General features: G+C 69.4%; 19 protein-coding genes. 9 read left to right on the plus strand and 10 right to left on the minus strand.

The window, feature by feature from the left end:
- Nucleotides 1-157: 157 nt before the first annotated feature.
- Entirely contained in the window at nt 158-361 is a 204-nt protein-coding gene (locus ASG12_RS01880; RefSeq protein WP_055784526.1) for a hypothetical protein, read from the minus strand.
- A 25-nt stretch (nt 362-386) separates the two neighbouring features.
- On the opposite strand from ASG12_RS01880, the gene ASG12_RS01885 reads away from it, so the two are divergent.
- Nucleotides 387-929, plus strand: coding sequence for a CGNR zinc finger domain-containing protein (locus tag ASG12_RS01885; RefSeq protein ID WP_055784529.1), 543 nt, complete (start codon nt 387-389; stop codon nt 927-929).
- Here the strand turns inward: ASG12_RS01885 and ASG12_RS01890 are convergent.
- From ASG12_RS01890 to ASG12_RS01900, 3 genes are all read right to left on the minus strand, one after another.
- Nucleotides 926-1747, minus strand: a complete 822-nt coding sequence (locus tag ASG12_RS01890) for a hypothetical protein (RefSeq protein ID WP_156377883.1) — start codon at nt 1745-1747, stop codon at nt 926-928. The two genes, ASG12_RS01885 and ASG12_RS01890, sit on opposite strands and share 4 nt — an antisense overlap.
- A gap of 53 nt (nt 1748-1800) precedes the next feature.
- The gene (locus ASG12_RS01895; protein ID WP_055784534.1) at nt 1801-2295 is read right to left on the minus strand and encodes a hypothetical protein; all 495 of its coding nucleotides are present in this window, start codon (nt 2293-2295) and stop codon (nt 1801-1803) included.
- A 70-nt stretch (nt 2296-2365) separates the two neighbouring features.
- Complete coding sequence (locus ASG12_RS01900) at nt 2366-3568, minus strand: hypothetical protein (RefSeq protein ID WP_156377884.1); 1203 nt, start codon at nt 3566-3568, stop codon at nt 2366-2368.
- Between the two features lie 443 nt (nt 3569-4011).
- Between ASG12_RS01900 and ASG12_RS01905 the strand changes: the two genes are divergently transcribed.
- A complete protein-coding gene (locus ASG12_RS01905) occupies nt 4012-4917 on the plus strand; it encodes a S1 family peptidase (protein ID WP_055784541.1) in 906 nt (301 codons plus the stop codon).
- A 31-nt stretch (nt 4918-4948) separates the two neighbouring features.
- Here ASG12_RS01905 and ASG12_RS21850 read toward each other — a convergent pair whose 3' ends face one another.
- Nucleotides 4949-5536, minus strand: a complete 588-nt coding sequence (locus tag ASG12_RS21850; RefSeq protein ID WP_055784543.1) for a TetR/AcrR family transcriptional regulator — start codon at nt 5534-5536, stop codon at nt 4949-4951.
- A 105-nt stretch (nt 5537-5641) separates the two neighbouring features.
- Here ASG12_RS21850 and ASG12_RS01915 point away from each other — a divergent pair, with 105 nt between their 5' ends.
- From ASG12_RS01915 to ASG12_RS01925, 3 genes are read left to right on the plus strand one after another with little or no spacing between them, the layout of a single operon-like run.
- Nucleotides 5642-6598: a DAPG hydrolase family protein gene (locus ASG12_RS01915; RefSeq protein WP_235455811.1), complete on the plus strand. Its 957-nt coding sequence runs from the start codon at nt 5642-5644 to the stop codon at nt 6596-6598.
- 45 nt (nt 6599-6643) lie between these two features.
- Nucleotides 6644-7144, plus strand: coding sequence for a DUF427 domain-containing protein (locus ASG12_RS01920; RefSeq protein ID WP_055784546.1), 501 nt, complete (start codon nt 6644-6646; stop codon nt 7142-7144).
- Between the two features lie 4 nt (nt 7145-7148).
- A complete protein-coding gene (locus ASG12_RS01925) occupies nt 7149-8018 on the plus strand; it encodes an LLM class F420-dependent oxidoreductase (protein WP_055784549.1) in 870 nt (289 codons plus the stop codon).
- A 3-nt stretch (nt 8019-8021) separates the two neighbouring features.
- Here ASG12_RS01925 and ASG12_RS01930 read toward each other — a convergent pair whose 3' ends face one another.
- Together ASG12_RS01930 and ASG12_RS01935 are read right to left on the minus strand one after the other, a co-directional pair.
- Nucleotides 8022-9170, minus strand: a complete 1149-nt coding sequence (locus tag ASG12_RS01930; RefSeq protein ID WP_055784553.1) for a GGDEF domain-containing protein — start codon at nt 9168-9170, stop codon at nt 8022-8024.
- 53 nt (nt 9171-9223) lie between these two features.
- Complete coding sequence (locus tag ASG12_RS01935) at nt 9224-10330, minus strand: GGDEF domain-containing protein (protein ID WP_156377885.1); 1107 nt, start codon at nt 10328-10330, stop codon at nt 9224-9226.
- Nucleotides 10331-10492: 162 nt separating this feature from the next.
- Between ASG12_RS01935 and ASG12_RS01940 the strand changes: the two genes are divergently transcribed.
- Nucleotides 10493-10864, plus strand: coding sequence for a nuclear transport factor 2 family protein (locus tag ASG12_RS01940; protein ID WP_045824856.1), 372 nt, complete (start codon nt 10493-10495; stop codon nt 10862-10864).
- Between the two features lie 24 nt (nt 10865-10888).
- Here the strand turns inward: ASG12_RS01940 and ASG12_RS01945 are convergent, their stop codons facing one another.
- The 3 genes from ASG12_RS01945 to ASG12_RS01955 all read right to left on the minus strand — a co-directional run bounded on the left by ASG12_RS01945 (nt 10889) and on the right by ASG12_RS01955 (nt 13024).
- The gene (locus ASG12_RS01945; protein ID WP_055784558.1) at nt 10889-11566 is read right to left on the minus strand and encodes an SDR family oxidoreductase; all 678 of its coding nucleotides are present in this window, start codon (nt 11564-11566) and stop codon (nt 10889-10891) included.
- Nucleotides 11567-11602: 36 nt separating this feature from the next.
- Nucleotides 11603-12229, minus strand: coding sequence for a TetR/AcrR family transcriptional regulator (locus ASG12_RS01950; RefSeq protein ID WP_055784560.1), 627 nt, complete (start codon nt 12227-12229; stop codon nt 11603-11605).
- A 96-nt stretch (nt 12230-12325) separates the two neighbouring features.
- Nucleotides 12326-13024 (minus strand): YceI family protein, encoded by a 699-nt coding sequence (locus ASG12_RS01955; RefSeq protein WP_055784563.1) that lies wholly within the window; start codon nt 13022-13024, stop codon nt 12326-12328.
- Nucleotides 13025-13127: 103 nt separating this feature from the next.
- On the opposite strand from ASG12_RS01955, the gene ggh reads away from it, so the two are divergent.
- From ggh to ASG12_RS01970, 3 genes are all read left to right on the plus strand, one after another.
- The gene (gene ggh, locus ASG12_RS01960; RefSeq protein ID WP_055787424.1) at nt 13128-14468 is read left to right on the plus strand and encodes a glucosylglycerate hydrolase; all 1341 of its coding nucleotides are present in this window, start codon (nt 13128-13130) and stop codon (nt 14466-14468) included.
- A gap of 85 nt (nt 14469-14553) precedes the next feature.
- Complete coding sequence (locus ASG12_RS01965; RefSeq protein WP_055784566.1) at nt 14554-15954, plus strand: hemolysin family protein; 1401 nt, start codon at nt 14554-14556, stop codon at nt 15952-15954.
- Nucleotides 15951-16964, plus strand: a complete 1014-nt coding sequence (locus ASG12_RS01970; RefSeq protein ID WP_055784569.1) for a hemolysin family protein — start codon at nt 15951-15953, stop codon at nt 16962-16964. Before ASG12_RS01965 ends, ASG12_RS01970 begins: the two co-directional genes overlap by 4 nt.
- Nucleotides 16965-16967 lie beyond the last annotated feature (3 nt).

Here is a 16967-nt window from a genome sequence, read left to right on the forward strand (position 1 = left end):
CCAAGGTTAAGTCTGACCGGCTCAACTGGTCGGAGGGGTTGATCTGTTCCCGCTCAAGTCCGGTGTTCGTTGTGAGCGGAACGGACGGCGCGGAGATCGTCCGTCCACGGGCTCGCCTCCGGCGATACGCCGGAGGCGATGCCGCATTCGGACGATCTCAGTCACCGAGCGCGATGCTGATCGCGGTCGGGGGCATGTCGGTGTGCGCTGCGATGTCGACGCGACGGGTGCCGCAATCACCGCAGCGGACGTAGAGGACGGTCCCGTCGCTGGTGCGGTGCGCAGACTCGGTGAGCCAGGCGTGTTCGTGGGTCTGCCGGGTGGGGCTGAGGGTCGAGTTCTCGGTCGAAGAGGTGTGCATGCGTCCACTGTGATGTCATGGTCTTGTGCATCTCAACCCTTACGGCGAGTACGCGGTGCTCCTGGCGGCCTCGTTGGCCAACGACTGGCCCGAGGACTGCGCCGGGATCGAGGCCCGAGCGCGCGAGTTCGGGATGACGGGTCGATTCGAGACCCGTCCCGACGACCACGCACGCACCCGGGAGGTGATCGACGAGTGGCTGCGGATGGTCGATGCTCCGACGGAGGACGAGCGGGCGCGTCTGCTCAACGAGACGATGAGCGTCGCCGCCGCCTATCCGCGGTTGACCAACCACGACGACGAGGGTTGGCACCTGCACTATCGCGACCGGAATCAGTCGCTCGCCCACGTCCTCACCGCGGTCATCTCGGTCGGGACGGCGCTGCACCTCACCACCCGCGGCATGCACCGCATCGGCCGGTGCGCCGCCGGCCTGCCCGGTGGCGGCGACTGCGAGATGGTCATCGTCGACGTCAGCCGCAACGGAACCCAGCGCTACTGCTCGGTGCGGTGCGCGAATCGTGCTGCGGTGCGCCGACATCGGGCACGCACATCGGTGCGGCGCTAGGAACCGTCGCCGGAGATGATCGCGTCGATCTTCCAGCGGTCGGATCCGTCCGACGAGACGTAGAAGGCGTCTCCGCGCGCGACGTCGGCGACCGCGTTCGGTGTGCGGACGCGGACGTCGACGAGGACTCGCGCGGCAGAATCGGTGAGAGTGACACGCGCACACCAGGCGTCGGTTCCCTGCGGCAGCGCCGATATCCACCGCTGCAACTCGATGACGGTCGGGACGGGCGCGGTGTCGGCGATCGCCGCGCGAGCCGCCACCGGCGACTTGTCGGTGATGGCCGAGGCGAGGAAGGTCGCGACGGCGCCGGTCGGTGAGGTCGGATCGGCGCGCTCGTCGATCGTGGTCACCGCACCATCGGTCCCGGTGGTGCAGAACGGGATCTGTGGCCCGTCCGCGGGAGCCGCGTTGTCCTGAGCCGCCACGGTCGTACCCGAACCCGAGCCGGAAACCGTCGAATCCGACCCGCTCGACCCCGTCGACGTCGCGAGAACGACAGCACCCGCGACGATTCCGGCAACGACGACCACCGCACCCGCGACGAGCGCGATACGACGACGATTGCCACCCCGAGCTCGCCTGCTTCGCGAGCCCCGCACGGCGATCTCCTCGAGCGTCGCCGACCAGTTCGACGACGGATCGGTGTTCATCGAGACCCAGGACGGGGCCTCCGGTGTTCCTTGCGGCGGTCCGTGATCGGCGGCGGTGAACCACGGGGGTTCGGGAGGCGTGATGCGCGGCGGGGGCGCGTCGGTCGGCCCGGGTGCCGACTGCCGAGCGAACGGATCGGTGTCGGGATCGTTCGGAGGCGTCACCGACGGGTCGGGGTGCCGAGGTTGGTCGTCCGGTCTGTGGTCGGGGCCGTCGGTCACTGCTCCTCCGCGCCGGTGATCCGCACGTCGCCGGGAGCGCCCGTCACTGTTGCGCGGAGCCGATACTCGCTCGTGCCACCAGCCGGGGGCTGGTAGGTGAGCGTGAACAACACGGTGTCCGGCCGCGTTTGTCGCATCCTCAGACAATAAGTGGTGCCGGGGGGATATCCCTCGAGTGCCTGCGAGATCAGCGAGGGCGACGCCATGGGCGCACCCGTTGCGATGTCGTCCGTTGCGCGCGCGGTGTCGCGGCCGGTGATGATCGCCCAGTGGTAATCGGCGACCACAGACAACGCCGACTCGCGCCCACCCTGGCCGTTGGTCACGGTCTCGCCGGGAGCCGCGGTCGACGGGTCGCACCGCAACGGGTCGATGGAGGGAATCGCTGCTGCCGAGGTGGTTCCCGACGGCATGGTCACCACCGGCGCGGCAGGCGATCCGCCGCCGCACGCGGTGAGACCCAGCATCAGCGCGGTGACGGCACACACCACCAGGCCACCCGGTCTCGCCCGATGGCGAGAGGGTGGCCTGGTGGCGTGATCGCACGTCATCACGTGGATGTCACTGTCGGTGTCGGCCCCCGGTCGGCGCGCCGACGTACTGCGGGTAGGCGATCTCCAGGCCCGGGAACGCGCGCTGCGCCTCCTTGCCGAAGTTGATCACCGCGGCCGTCACCGAGTCACGGGCGGTCTGGGCGAACACACCAGCTGCCTTGAACGGCGCATCGGCGGCGTCGTGGTTGATCTTGATCGGCACGTTCACCGCTCCGATCTTCACGTTGCCGGAGACATCGCCGTTCTTGGCGACCACGTAGTCGACCTTGTCGCCACCGGGCAGTCTCGAACGGTCGAGGTGCAGCTCGTACTGGTTCGCATCGGGGTTCGGCGGAGCCGGCTTCGACTTCCGCGGATCCTCTTGCGTGGCCCCGCCCAGTGGTGCGTTCGGATCGGCACCCGGATCACCGGCACCGACCGCATAACCGATGGCGCCGCCGATACCGCCACCGATGAGAGCGCCCACAGCAGCACCGCCGAGGCCCCCGACGACAGGGCCCACACCGAGACCGATGAGCGCACCGGTTCCGGTGAACGGGCCGGCGATCAGGGGAAATGTTGTCCCGAAAGTTGGCGCAGCCACGACAGCCGCGGTGATCAGGCCGGACACGGCGCCGACACCGGCACCGACCGGCAAGCCGATGATTGCACCCGGAACCGCGCCGATGGCAGCGCCCGTCGCACCACCGACGAGGACGCCGAGGGTGGTCGAGGCAGCCGTACGTGCCGCCTGGTCCTTCGGGAAGCCGATGGACTCGTAGTAGGTCGCGGTGCGCGCCTCGATGGTCGCGGCCTGGCCGTTGAGGTTGCGGGCGTCGGCGTCGGAGAGGAACGCCGGCTGCGGGGTGCGGAAGTTACCGAGCTTGATGACGCCGGGCCGGGGGAGCACGGGGTTGACCGGCTTCGTCGGCTTGGGCGCGGTGAGCACCGGCGGGAGCGGGTTGTAGGTGCCCGAGTAGACCGGCGGCGTGTAGCCTGGCGAGTCCTCGTAGATGACCGGCGCGTCGTAGGTCGGGGCCGGGATGATGCTCCGTCCCTGCGCGGCCGGAGGCGTCGGTGCCGGCGGCGGCGGTGTCGGTGCGGCGGGCGCGATACCGGGTGCCATGTCCGTCGACGGGGGAGCTGTTCCGGGGGGTGCGGCGAACGCCTGGCCGGCGGTGCCCGCGGCGATGGCTGCGGCGAGCATCACCCCTGCGGTCGTCCGGGTCACCCTCTGCGGATGGTGAAGCGACACGGTCACTCTCCTCGTGATCGGTCAGGCGCCGGCGAGCCGGCGACGGCGGGGTCGAGCGAAAAAGATACACGGCGGCGTGTGGCCTCCCCGTGCCCGTTCAGGGCACAGAGATCCCGGCGGGTGATCGTGTCACCACCCCTCCGAGAGCGCCTGGACAGCTCTCGGGAATCACCACGTCGGAAGCTTGTGCAAGGAAGTCAACCATGTGTCCAGTTGGCGCTCAACACGACCCTGTGCATAAGTGCGAATACGGATCGCGGTAATCGCATCCGGCGGTCGGCGACCGGGATGTCCGCCCGCCCCGCAGACGTGCGGGCGGCCTGTTCCGATCGACAGCGAACCACCGTAAGGTCATCGTTAGCGTAGCGAATGGCCGCGTGATCGATCCAGGTGTCTGAGGTGTGGAAGAGGTGCGACGGATGGTGACACGGGTCCGGATGGTGCGGGCGGTGATGGTTCTGGCGGCCGCGGCGCTGGTGATGTCGACAGGTCCTACGGTCGCGTCGGCGATGTCGAACGGCGTTCCCGCGCAGGTCGGCTCGGCGCCGTGGTTCGTGTCCATCACCTTCACCGAGGGATCCCGCGTCGTCGGGCAGACGGTGACCGGCTCCCGATTCGACCGTCTGCACTGCGGCGGCGTGCTGATCGATCCGGTCACGGTGCTCACCGCCGCGCATTGCGTCGTCGACCCCGAGACGGTGGCGACCGCGCCGCGGCGTGCGCTGGCGCCGTCGGTGTTCGGGGTGATCCTCGGCGATGCGCCGGTCGGCGAGAGCTCGGCTGTCGAACGGACCGTGGGCCATGTCGACATCGCACCCGGCTTCGGGCTGGTGACCAATCCGCGTGACCCGGCGAACCTCGACATCGCCGCCGCGCACGACGACGTCGCGCTGATGACCCTGGCGGCGCCCGTGCCGCGGGCACGCACCCTCGCCGTGTCGGTGGCCCCCGCGGCCCCGGGCACGCCGGTCACGCTCCTCGGCCACGGTTACACGCCTGCGGGGTCCCGTTCGGATCAGTTGCTGAGCGGGCCGCTGTCGGTGATCTCGGCTGCGGCGTGCGCGCGGCAGACGTTCGTCGAACCGGTGCGCGCGGGGATGATCTGCGCGCAGTCGCGGCCCGGCGTGCCGTCGGTACAGGCGGGATTCGGCGACAGCGGCGGGCCGATGGTGATCGGCAGCGGCGCGCAGGCCCGACTCCTGGGCATCTTCAGCTTCGGGACCGAGACCGTGGCCGACCTCTTCACGCCGGGGTTCAACGCCGCGTCCGATGTCCGGGTGGCGGCACTGCGTTGGCCCGCACTTCGGGCGCACCTGCACCTGTGACGCCGGCAGGGCGGTACGGCGAGGGGCGGGATCAGCGCGGGACGATCAACTGCGCGATCTCGAGCACCTGATCGTCGGTGAGCGGAGTGGTGCCGTACATGGTCTGACGGTTCATCAGTCCGTCGATCGCCATCCGGAACAACTCTGCGGTCACATCACTCGTCGGTCGACCGGCCGTCTCGAACCCGGCGCGCGCCAGCTGGACGAATCCGGTCTGCTGCCTGTCGAAGGCGTCGCGGAGTTCGTCGTTGGTGCGGGCCTCTCCGCGCAGGTGGTGGCGCGCGATGATGCGGTCGCGGTTGGCATCGGAGGTCATCTCGGTCACGAAGCCGACGAGTGCGCCCACCACGGCCTCATGAGTCCAGCGCTCGATCGCGAAGTGGCGCGCGGCGGTCTCGAGGTCGCGGCGGAACACCTCCTCGAGGGCGAGCGACAGCAGTCGCGCCCGGGACGGCGCGTGGTAATTCACCGCCCCGGCACCCAGGCCGGCGGCGGCATCGACCGCGCGATGGGTGAATCCGCGGGGTCCGCGCTCGGCCAGGACGGTCACCGCGGCAGCCATGATCACGTCGCGGCGACCGGGCCGCTCGGTACTGTTCTGGGCTTCCTCCACGGCCATGAACTTACGGTCCGAGATCGGCCACCGACAATGCAGGATCGATCACTGCGCACGTCGGCGACGGATCCGTTGACCGGAGAAGCCCGGCGAACCTATGCTCAACGGATGTTGAGCAAATGGAATCCGAACCGCCGAACCCTCCTCGGCGCGGCCGGTGCCGGCGTGGCGGCGGCCGCGATGACCCTGGGCCGGGGTCCGATCGCCGGGGCGGCACCGACAGGGTCGTCGGAGGGGCCGATCACGCAGAGTTGCTCGGAGCGCTACGTCGGATACCGCGCAGCCGACCAGGCCAAGCCCTACGCGAAGTACTTCACGCCCCACACCGATCCCGCGCCGCAGGTGGTGCGGACCGCCTTCGCCGGTCCGCCGCTGCCTCCGGCATCAATCCCGGATTTCGGACGCCTCACACGAGACCTCGGTCCGTCGGGCTACTCGCCCATCGAGGTCGGATACGGCCAGCGGGCCGATGGGGTCCTCTTCGTCGCCTGCCGCACCGAGATGCCCCGCGTGACCGCCGCGATGTGGGACTGGTGGTTCGGGTGGCATTCCATCGAATCGGCCCGGTACAAGCTCTGGCACCCCGACGCCCACGAGTACGCGGCCCTGCGGGAGAACCGCACGACCTCACCGATCCCCGACAAGGCCAAGTACATCGGCAACACCAGCTACGTCGACGAGCTCGTCGGGCCGAAGCTGCAGCAACTGGGGATCGACTTCCGCGATCCGGTCGCCAACGGGTTCACCGTCCCCGCCGACCAGACCATCATCTACGGGCGGGTCGGCAGCAGCATCGCGCCGGTCGACCTCGGGTGGCTCGCCCACCAGGTGCGCCCGATCCCCGGCGGTGCGGAGATGCGCAGCCGGTTCTACCTCAACATCCGCGGTCTGCACGTGCCCGATCTCCCGCAGGCGGCATGCGCCGTGGCCCGCGGCGCGTCGGTCGACCCGAGCGACCTGTTCCTGGGCATCGATCTCGCCCGCAACCTCTTGATGCACTGCGGCCAGGAGATGAACCACCTCGCGCAGTTCCTGCCGGAGATCTACCGGGAGTTCCGCGTCTGAATCCGACCCCCGCTCGACGGGGGTGTGCGTCCGTAGAGTGGTCACATGATGCGTCGACCCACGCCCGACAAGCCCGCTCCCGGACAGGAATCGGTGTGGGACTATCCGCGACCCCCGCGGCTGGAACCGTTCTCGGGGTCGATCACGATCACCCTCGGCGGCATGGAGATCGCCTCGACGACCACGGGGTGGCGCGTACTGGAGACCAGTCATCCGCCGACCTACTACATCCCGCGCGAGGCGTTCGTCGACGGCGTGCTCCGTGAGACACAGGGCGCCTCGTGGTGCGAGTGGAAGGGTGAGGCGTCGTATTTCGACCTCGTCACGCCCGAGGCCGGCGCCCCGCGCGCGGCGTGGACCTATCTCGACCCGACGCCGGGTTTCGTCGATCTACGCGGCGCGATCGCGGTGATGGCCGCGCAGGTCGATCGCGCAACGGTCAACGGCGAGACAGTGACCCCGCAGCCGGGCGGCTTCTACGGCGGCTGGGTCACCAGCACCGTGGCCGGACCGTTCAAGGGCATCCCCGGATCGATGGGGTGGTGACGCGGTGAAACTCGCTGTGCACCTTGCCAACATGACCCTGCCCGGAGGTCCGGCCGCGTTGGGCCCGGCGCTGTCCGGTGCCGCGCGAGCCGCCGATCAGGGCGGCATCGAGACACTGACCGTGATGGACCACTGGTTCCAGATGGAGAACCTCGGCGGGCCGGACGAGCCGATGCTCGAGGGCTACTCGGTGCTGAACTTCCTCGCCGGTCAGACCGAACGGATCCAGCTCGGCACCCTCGTCACCGGCATCACCTACCGACACCCCGGGCTGCTCGCCAAGACGGTGGCGACCCTCGACGTCCTGTCGCAGGGGCGCGCGCTCCTCGGCGTGGGTGCGGCCTGGTACGAGCGGGAACACCACGGTCTCGGCGTGCCCTACCCGTCGACCTCGGAGCGATTCGAGCGCCTCGAGGAGACGATCGAGATCTGTCGGCAGATGTGGAGCGCCGACGCCGGCCCGTACGAGGGCACCCACTATCGCCTCGCCGAGACCCTCAACAACCCGCCGACTCTGTCGCAGCCCGGTCCGCCGCTGATGATCGGTGGCAGCGGCGAGAAGAAGACGCTGCGTCTCGTGGCCCGATACGCCGACATGTGCAATCTGTTCGCGACCGGTGTCGACGAGGTGCGCCACAAGATCGAGGTGCTCGACGGGCACTGCGTCACCGAGAACCGCGATCCCTCGACGATCCTGCGCACCATCATCACCGCGACCGATCCCCTCGCCGACACCGATGCGTTTCTCGCCGAGATGGAGCGTTATGCCGCGCTGGGTGTCGGCCAGGTGTTCGTGGGGCCCGCGTCCGACGACCCGGCCGGATGGGTCGAATCGGTTGTGCAGCAGGTCAAGCCGCGCCTCGACGCGATCTGAGCCTCAGCCCGCGCACTCCTCGGCGGTGTCGTCGGGGCCGGTGTGCAGGCGCACCCGGTTACCCCCGGAACGCTTGGCGTCGTACATCGCACGGTCGGCCGCCCGGATGAGGTTCTCGACCAGCGTCTCGGCGCTGTCGGTCGACATCGACTCGGCGTCGGCCCACGCCACCCCGATACTCGCCGTCACGCGCAGACCTTGATTGGGTGCCATCACCGCCGACCGGATCCGCTCGCCGAGCACGGCCACCTCGCGCAGTGGCCGCCGACCCACCACGACGAATTCCTCGCCGCCCATCCGGCACGGGATGTCGTTGGCGGCGATGGTGGTGGCGAGCCGGCGTGCGGTCTCGGCGAGGACGAGGTCTCCGCATTCGTGCCCGCGGGCGTCGTTCACGCGTTTGAAGGCGTCGAGATCCAGCACGATCACGACCACCACGTCGTCGGCTCCCCGCGGCCGATAGCGGCCCACCGACGCCACCGCCTGCTCGAGGCCGCGGCGATTCGGCAACTGCGTCAGGGGATCCCGGCGCGACTCCACGGAGTCGGAGCTGAGCATGCCGAGCAGTACCTGCGAGGTCAGCGGTATGACGACGTTGGCCAGGATCACGACCATGCCCTTGCTGACCGCCATCGCCGGGTCGCCCGCGACGGCGGTCATGACGGCCAGGACACCGATCACGACCGTCGCTGCGGCGATGTGTGCCACCAGCACCCGGGTCCCGTGAAAGAACGCGCAGTACCCTCCGACCACCGCGAAGACCGTGGCGCCGGCCAACCCGGCGAGCGGCACACCGTCGCTGAAGAGGCCCAGCGCGATGAAGATGTCGGCGAACGCGACGAAGGCGACGGACCGGCGCCGATCGGGCCACGACATCGTGACCCACATCAGTGCGAGAGCGCAGCCACCGACACCGGCGATGGCGGCGGTCGTGTAGCGCGCCGGATCCGACGCCCCGTCGGGGCTGGCCATGTTGATGAACGGGATGCTCGAGGTGAGGACGGTGGTGAACGCGATGGCGATGCGGACGAATCCGCGCAGACCGTGGAGCTCGAGGTAGTCGGAGAACCACTGGAAGCGGTCAGGCTTCGTCCAGGCCGCTGCCGCCAGATGCACGACGGTGCGGCGCATCTCCCCCACGGCGGTGCGCACTCGATGCACGCTACGCCGTGTGATGGCCCCGGCCGGGCGAAATCAGAGGTCGGTCAGGCGTCCGGTCCACCGGCGATCACCGGGGGGACGACACTCCAGTCGATCTCCACACGATCGCCACCGGCGTCCTGCGCGGACTGCATGGCGACTCCGGCCCGGTGCAACAGATCGTCGATCGGGGTCTGGACGTCGGCCGCGTCGATCGGCGTCGGCGTGAACGCGACGCCGACACTGGCGCTCACGGGCACCGGGTCGTCGACGTCGAAGACGAGTTCGCGAAAGCGGTTCGAGAAGATCTCGACGCCCTCGTGCGTGACGCCGGCCAGAGCGGAGAACTCCGCGTCACCGGTGCGGGCGACGAAATCGCCACCCCGGACTCCCTGCGCGAGTCGGCCCGCGACCCGCTTGAGGACCTGCTCGCCGCGCTCGTGTCCGTCACCGACGGCGATGTCGTGGAACTGGTCGAGGTGCACACGGACCACCACGAGGTAGTCCTTCCGGTTGAGGGTCGTCAGACCGGTCGACGCAGCGGAGTACAGACCGTGTCGTGTGAGGACTTCGGTCAGTGGATCGCGCATCGGCTCACCTCTCTGGGTCACGTGCCTGTTCCCGGCCACCGCGAACCCATGATGCAGTATCAGCGGCAGCACGATCGCGGCCACCGCCGCCTCGACGGCGAACGGCGCCAGATCTCCGGCCGACGCCGCGGACTGCGAGACGCCGACGACCGCGGTGATCACCACGATCGCGGCTGCGGCCGCGGCCTGGCCGTACACCACGACGCTGACCGAGAAGGCCGCCGTGAACGTACCCAGGAAGACGAGGGTGATGGTGCCTGCGAGACCGACCCGCGGGTCGGCCGGCGACAGGGCCGCGACCAGGGTCGCGAGGTCGGCGACGACGATGAACCCGAGAAGCGCCGGCGCCGACGTCAATCGGCGGGTCGCCCAGAGCGCGGTGGCGGCGATCGCGATGGCGATGGCGACGACCACACCGGTCACGCGAAGGCTCGAATCCGGGCCGCCGGGGGCGGTGGCCGCGACCGTCCAGCCCACTGCGGCGAGCAGACACAGCACCGCGATCCCGGTCGACAACGCGCGGGCGCGACCGCCCGGATCAATCGGTCCCCCCGACAGCGATCCCCCTTGGTTTGTCGGCACGACCACGATTGTCTACGACGTCATGCTGTTTTGGGGGTCTTAACACGAAGCAGTCGCGGTCCGAGGGCACCGGCGAGCGCGGATCGGGTCGAATCGGGGCGGCCGGTGATCTACTCTGCTCGCAAAGATAGAACACGTTCTAGTTTCGACGAAGGGTGATCGATGAGCAGCGAGCAGATCGCGAATGCGGTGAAGGCGTACGTGGAGCTGGTCGGATCGGGGACCGCCGAACAGGTCGTCGACCTCTACGCGGACTCGGCGACGGTGGAGGATCCGATCGGCAGCGACATCAAGTCGACCCGCGAGGCGCTCCTCGAGTTCTACGGGGTCATCGCGCAGCTCGAACGCTCCACCGAGCTGAAGTGGATGCGGATCGCCGGCGACACCGCGGTGTTCGAGTTCTCCCTGGTCACCGCGGCGGGCGACGCGAAGTTCGAGGTCACCCCGGTCGACATCATGCGGTTCGACGACGAGGGTCGCGTCGTCAGCATGCGGGCGGTGTGGGATCCCGCGTCCGACCTGAAGCAGATCTAGGCCGTCAACCGATCCGGGCGTGCGTCACCGACGGCCGGTGGGACGCAGCACGATCTCGGTGGGGTGTGCGTCGCGGGGCGTGGCGATCGCCTGTGCCACCGCCGCGGCGACGGTCTGCGGTGCGAGGAACCGGCTCGCGTCGTACTCACCGCCCTCGGCGTCGACGAGTTCGCGCTGCATGTCGGTGTCGATGCGGCCGGGGAACACCGAGGTGACCCGGAGGTCGGGTTCCTCCTCGCGCAGCGACTCCGAGAAGGCGCGCAGAGCGAACTTGCTCGCGGCGTAGGCGCTCCAGCCCGGACGGGCGGTGCGGCCCGCGCCAGAGTTGACGAACACGATGTGCCCGTCCACCTCGCGCAGCGCGGGCAGCAGCAGCCGTGTCAGCTCGGCGGCCGCGATGAAGTTGACCTCCATGATCCGGCGGTACTCCTCGGCCGGCGTCTCCTCGACTGCCGAGATGCCGCCCACCCCGGCGTTGTGGACGAGGACGTCGAGTGAGGTGATCGCCTCGGTGGCCGCCTCGACCTCGTCGTGGTCGGTCAGCTCCACCGACCACGTCGACGACCCCTCGAGCTCCACGGCGAGATCGTCGAGTTCGGCCGAGGGACGGCCGCCGAGCAGGAGGTCATGGGTGGGGGCGAGGGCGCGTGCGATGGCGGCTCCGAGGCCGCGGCTCGCACCGGTGATGAGGGCGGTGGGCATGCGCCCACGATAGGCACGGCCGTGGGCGGCGTGCGGTCAGGCGTCGGCGGTCTGTGTGCGCGCCAGCCCGACGACGGCGGTCACGGCCTCGACGGCGACCTCGACGATCTCCGCGACGGGGCGGTTGTCCTCGACGACGAGCGCCGTCATCTCCTCGACCCCGCCGACCAGGAATCGGGCCGTGTCGACCGACAGCGGATGGAAGCCGGCGGTGCGCATCTCGTCGCTGGCGCTGAGTCCGACGAGCAGGTTGATGAACTCGTCACGGGGACGGCTCGCGAGGGTCACGGCGGGATCGCCGAGCGACGGCAGTTCACGCACCCAACTGCGGATCACCGCCGGGTGCGCGGCCACCCCGGTGAAGTAGGCGGTGACGGCCTGCCGGATCTGATCCTGCCAACCCGACTGAGGATCGACGGCCGCGGCGACCTCGGCCAGCATCGCCGAATGCACCGAGCGCAACAGCGCGAAGTAGCAGTCGTCGCGGTCGCGGAACTCCTCGTAGAAGGTGCGACGCGAGGTGTGTGCCCGTTTGACGACGTCGCCGATGGTGACGTCGCGATACGGCGACGCCGCCAACGCCTCGGCCATCCCGTCCATGAGCCGACGCCGATAGCCGGTTCGTCGGGTGTCGGTGGGGTCGGCGTCAGGCGTGACGGTCAAGGATGTCCTCTCTCAGGTGCCGGTGGGCGGTCGTAGCGGTCGCTGATCGCGCCCACGCTACCGAGACCTCGGCCTCGACAACGGTGACGCGGACGGTCACGACCTGGCCAGATTGACCAGGAACTCGATGCTGCCCGTTTTGTCCACAGTCACGAAGCTGCCGATCGACGGTGCCTCGACCCCGTAGTCGGACCACGTGACCGGGATCGAGCCCTGCACGATCACCGACGATCCCGAGCGGGCCACGGCGAGGTCGGTGGTGACCGGACGCTCGACGCCCTTGATGGTCAAGGTGCCCGTCGCCGGCACCGTGGCGCGGGCGCCCGAGGCCGGGACGCCGGAGATGTCGACGGGCCGGGTGATGGTGAACGTGGCCGTGGGGTGCGCGGCGGTGTCCATGATGTTGGTGCCCCGGAATCGGTTGTCGCGGGACGAATCCGGGCTGCGGATGGAGGCGACGTCGACGGTGATGGTGCCCGACTGGAGGGTGCTCCCGGTGACGGTGATCCCGCCGGACACCTCTGTCGTGCGGCCGTTGACGGTGATGTTCTCACCGCGGAGCACCTCGTCGACGCGATACCCGGCCTGGGTACGGGCGTCGTCGGTGCTCGGGCCCGCGACCACGCCCCAGTTCCCGGCGACGTCGACCGTGGCGCCCTGGGTCTGCGACGGCAGAGCGAGCTCGGCGTCGGCGTCGGTGACGATCCAGTTCTTGTAGACCCACGGTCCGGCCGCGAACGCGACGATCGCGATCACCACCACGATCCCTGCGGCCCACAGCAGCTTCTTCTTCATCGTGCTCACATCCGTCGTCTCAGGTGTGGCAAACCTTACCTAAGCAACCTGTGAACGATGTGTGACGAGCGAGGGGGCGATGAGTCCGGGCAGAATGTCCCAGGTGGCGAACCTCGGCTTCACCCCGACCCAGTTGTCGGCGCGCGCGGCCTACCTGTTGCGTGGCAACGACCTGGGCACGATGACGAGCGCCGCCCCGAGGCTCTATCCCCACATGTGGAGCTGGGACGCTGCATTCGTCGCGGTCGGACTCGCGCCGCTCAGCGTCGAACGCGCCGTCGTCGAACTCGACACCCTGCTCTCGGCCCAGTGGTCGAACGGGATGATCCCGCACATCGTGTTCGCGGGTGGCCGCGACGGCTACTTCCCGGGACCGGCGCGCTGGGAGGTCGCCCGCCTCGCGAAGCACGCACCGAGCACGGCGGACACCTCCGGCATCACCCAGCCCCCGGTCCACGCGATCGCGGTACAGCGCATCCTGGATCAGTCGCGTCGGCGCGGACGAACCACCCGGCAGGCCGCCAACGAGTTCATCGACCGCCGATGGGGGAACCTCATGCGGTGGCACCGGTGGCTCGCGCATGCGCGTGATCCGCAGGGGCGTGGGCGGATCACGGTGTTCCACGGGTGGGAATCGGGCATGGACAACTCGCCTCGATGGGATGCCGCCTACGGCAATGTCGTTCCCGGCGACGACCTGCCGCCGTACACCCGCGCCGACCTGCTGCACGTCGCCGATCTCACGATGCGGCCGACCGATCTGGAGTACGACCGCTATCTCTGGCTGGTCGAGCAGATGAAGCGTGTGAACTACGACGACGCCCTGCTGCCGTCGGTGATGAGTTTCGCCGTCGAGGACGTCTTCGTCAGCGCCATCTTCGCCGTCGCGTGCGACGTGCTGGCCACCATCGGTGAGGACTACTCGAAACCCCGCTCGGACGTCCGCGACCTGCGGGCCTGGGCCGACCGCTTCCGCGCCGGCGTCGTCGCGGCGACCAGCGAGCGCACCGGTGCCGCCCGTGATTTCGATCTGCGCGCGGGTCGATGGATCAACACCGAGACGATCGCGTCGTTCGCGCCGCTGCTGTGCGGCGGATTGCCGCGTGAACGGGAGCGGGCGCTGATGCGGATGTTCGAGGGGCCGCGCTTCTGCGGCCATCCGGACCTCAAATACGCGGTGCCGCCCTCGAACTCGCCGATCGCCGCGGACTTCAAGCCGCGTGAGTACTGGCGCGGGCCGGTGTGGCCGGTGATGACGTGGCTGTTCTCGTGGGCGTTCGCTCGCCGGGGATGGCCCGAGAAGTCGGCGCGTCTGCGCGAGGAGGGGTTGCGGCAGGCGCAGGACGGGTCGTTCGCGGAGTACTACGAACCGTTCACCGGCGAACCGCTGGGCAGCATGCAGCAGAGCTGGACCGCGGCCGCAGTGCTCGACTGGCTCGACTGAGACCCCCCGACGGGATCGCGTCGAGGGTGGCGGGGCAGGCCGATGAAGAGTAAAGGAACTTTTACCCGATGGTGGTCGTAGAACTATCGTGACGATCCTGGGAATCCTCGCCGGCATCGTGGTGGTGCTCATCATCACCGCGTTCACCGGGTATTTCGTCGCGCAGGAGTTCGCCTACATGGCGGTCGACCGGTCGCGACTCAAGGCCGCCGCGGCCGCCGGCGACCGTGCCGCACAGCGCGCACTCGGCGTGACCCGCCGCACCTCGTTCATGCTGTCGGGCGCTCAGCTCGGCATCACGGTGACCGGACTGCTCGTCGGTTACGTCGCCGAGCCGCTGATCGGCGAGGGGGTCGGTGAGCTGCTCGGCGGCATCGGGTTCGGCGCGGCGATCGGTGTCACGATCGGCACCGTGGTCGCGGTCGTCCTGTCGACCGTGGTGCAGATGCTGTTCGGTGAGTTGTTCCCGAAGAACCTGGCCATCGCACGGCCCGAGCCCGTCGCGAAGTGGCTCGCACGGTCCACCACTCTGTACCTGTCGCTGTTCGGGTGGCTCATCTGGCTGTTCGACCAGTCGTCCAACGTGCTGCTGAAGGTCCTCGGCATCAAGCCGGTGCACGACGTCGAACACTCGGCGACGCCGCGCGACCTCGCCCACATCGTCGCCGAATCGCGCGCCACCGGCGAACTCGCGCCCGATCTCTCGGCGCTGCTCGACCGCATCCTCGACTTCCCCGGCCGCACCGCGGTCCACGCGATGGTCCCGCGGTCGCGGGTCGGCACCGTCCATGCCGACGACGATGTCGCGACGGTGCTGGAACTGATGGGCACCGGTCACACGCGCTACCCGGTGATCGGCGATCGCCCCGACGACCTGCGCGGTGTCATCACGCTGCACGACCTGCTGGTCGACGAACCCCACGGCGTCGCCGGTGATCATCTCCGCCCGGCGGTCATGGTGCCGACGACGCTGCCGCTGCCCGCGGTGCTCACGACGCTCGACCGGGCCGACGCGGAGATGGCGATGGTGATCGACGAGTACGGAGGCTTCGCCGGCATCGTCACCGTGGAGGACATCGCCGAGGAACTCGTCGGTGACATCGCCGACGAGCACGATGCCGACAACCCCGTCGCGATCAGCGGCTCGCCGTCCGACGGATGGTCGCTACCCGGCGGGATGCCCATCGACGAGGTGGAGCGCATCATCGGATACCGCATGCCCGCAGGCGATTACGAGACCCTGGCCGGCGCCGCGATCCACTCCGCGGGTGGCTTTCCGGAGTGCGGCAGCACCGTGACGATCGAATTGCCCGGCGACGCCGCCGATCTCGTACACGACGACGTTCCCCCGGTGCGTGAGCTGGCCGTCACCGTGGTCGCCGTCGAACGCATGGTCCCGGCCCGGGTCCACGCGCGGATCGTCGTGCGCGACGGCACCGACGACGCCGACTCCGACCAGACCGGCAGCATGGAGACGACACGATGAGCAATCCCTGGGTACTCGTCGCGGTCACCGTCGGCCTGATCGCCGCCAGCGCGTTCTTCGTGGCGATCGAGTTCGCGTTGATCGCGGCCCGGCGCCACCGTCTGGAGGACGCGGCGGTCGACTCCCGCGCCGCCCGGGCCGCCCTGCGCAGCGCATCGGACCTGTCGGTGCTGCTCGCCGGATCGCAGCTCGGCATCACCGTGTGCACCCTGGCGCTGGGCGCCGTCACCAAACCCGCTGTGCACTACTGGCTCACGCCGCAGTTCGAGAGTCTCGGTGCCCCACTGTGGATCGCCGACGTCATCGGGTTCGTGCTCGCGCTGATCATCGTGACCTTCCTGCATCTGGTGGTCGGTGAGATGGCGCCGAAGTCCTGGGCCATCGCCCACCCGGAGCGGTCGGCGACGCTGCTCGCGATCCCGATGCGCGGCTTCATGTGGTTCACCCGCCCGCTGCTCGTCGCCCTGAACTCCGCCGCCAACTGGTGCCTGCGACGTGTCGGTGTCGAGCCGGTCGACCAGACCGACGGCACCCAGGACACCGACGGGCTCCGGCACCTGGTGGAGCACTCCGGCACCGTGGGCACCCTCGACGAGCGCTACCACGGACGCCTGATCAGTGCCCTGGAGATCGAACGCCTCACCGTCGGGGACATCGTGGGCGAATCGGTGCCCGCCACCGTCGACGTCGGGTCGCCGATCTCCGAGATCCGTTCGACGGCACACACCACCGGGCACCTGCGCCTGCTGGTGTGGGCGGCGGGCAAGATCGTCGGCGTGGTGCACGTGCGCGACGGGCTCACCGCACCGAAGGGATCCACGGCCGGCGACATCATGCGCTCACCGCTGTGGGTCGACGCCGCCGAACCGGTGCACCAGGTGCTGCGCACCATGCGCGAATCCCGCACGCACCTCGCGATCGTCCGGTCGTCCGAGGGCGACGCGGTCCGCGGGATCGTCACCCTCACCGACGTCGTCGACCGTCTCCTGCCCGCGACGCCGGTCGCCTGAACC

This window comes from Williamsia sp. Leaf354, from assembly GCF_001424365.1.
Classification (GTDB): domain Bacteria; phylum Actinomycetota; class Actinomycetes; order Mycobacteriales; family Mycobacteriaceae; genus Williamsia_A.

Excerpts from the sequence above, each read along its gene's own strand:
- ASG12_RS01880 (WP_055784526.1), bottom strand. The coding sequence starts at position 361 with ATGCACACCTCTTCGACCGAGAACTCGACCCTCAGCCCCACCCGGCAG.
- ASG12_RS01905 (WP_055784541.1), top strand. The coding sequence starts at position 4,012 with ATGGTGACACGGGTCCGGATGGTGCGGGCGGTGATGGTTCTGGCGGCC.
- ASG12_RS21850 (WP_055784543.1), bottom strand. The coding sequence starts at position 5,536 with ATGGCCGTGGAGGAAGCCCAGAACAGTACCGAGCGGCCCGGTCGCCGC.
- ASG12_RS01915 (WP_235455811.1), top strand. The coding sequence starts at position 5,642 with ATGTTGAGCAAATGGAATCCGAACCGCCGAACCCTCCTCGGCGCGGCC.
- ASG12_RS01920 (WP_055784546.1), top strand. The coding sequence starts at position 6,644 with ATGATGCGTCGACCCACGCCCGACAAGCCCGCTCCCGGACAGGAATCG.
- ASG12_RS01940 (WP_045824856.1), top strand. The coding sequence starts at position 10,493 with ATGAGCAGCGAGCAGATCGCGAATGCGGTGAAGGCGTACGTGGAGCTG.
- ASG12_RS01945 (WP_055784558.1), bottom strand. The coding sequence starts at position 11,566 with ATGCCCACCGCCCTCATCACCGGTGCGAGCCGCGGCCTCGGAGCCGCC.
- ASG12_RS01955 (WP_055784563.1), bottom strand. The coding sequence starts at position 13,024 with ATGAAGAAGAAGCTGCTGTGGGCCGCAGGGATCGTGGTGGTGATCGCG.
- ASG12_RS01970 (WP_055784569.1), top strand. The coding sequence starts at position 15,951 with ATGAGCAATCCCTGGGTACTCGTCGCGGTCACCGTCGGCCTGATCGCC.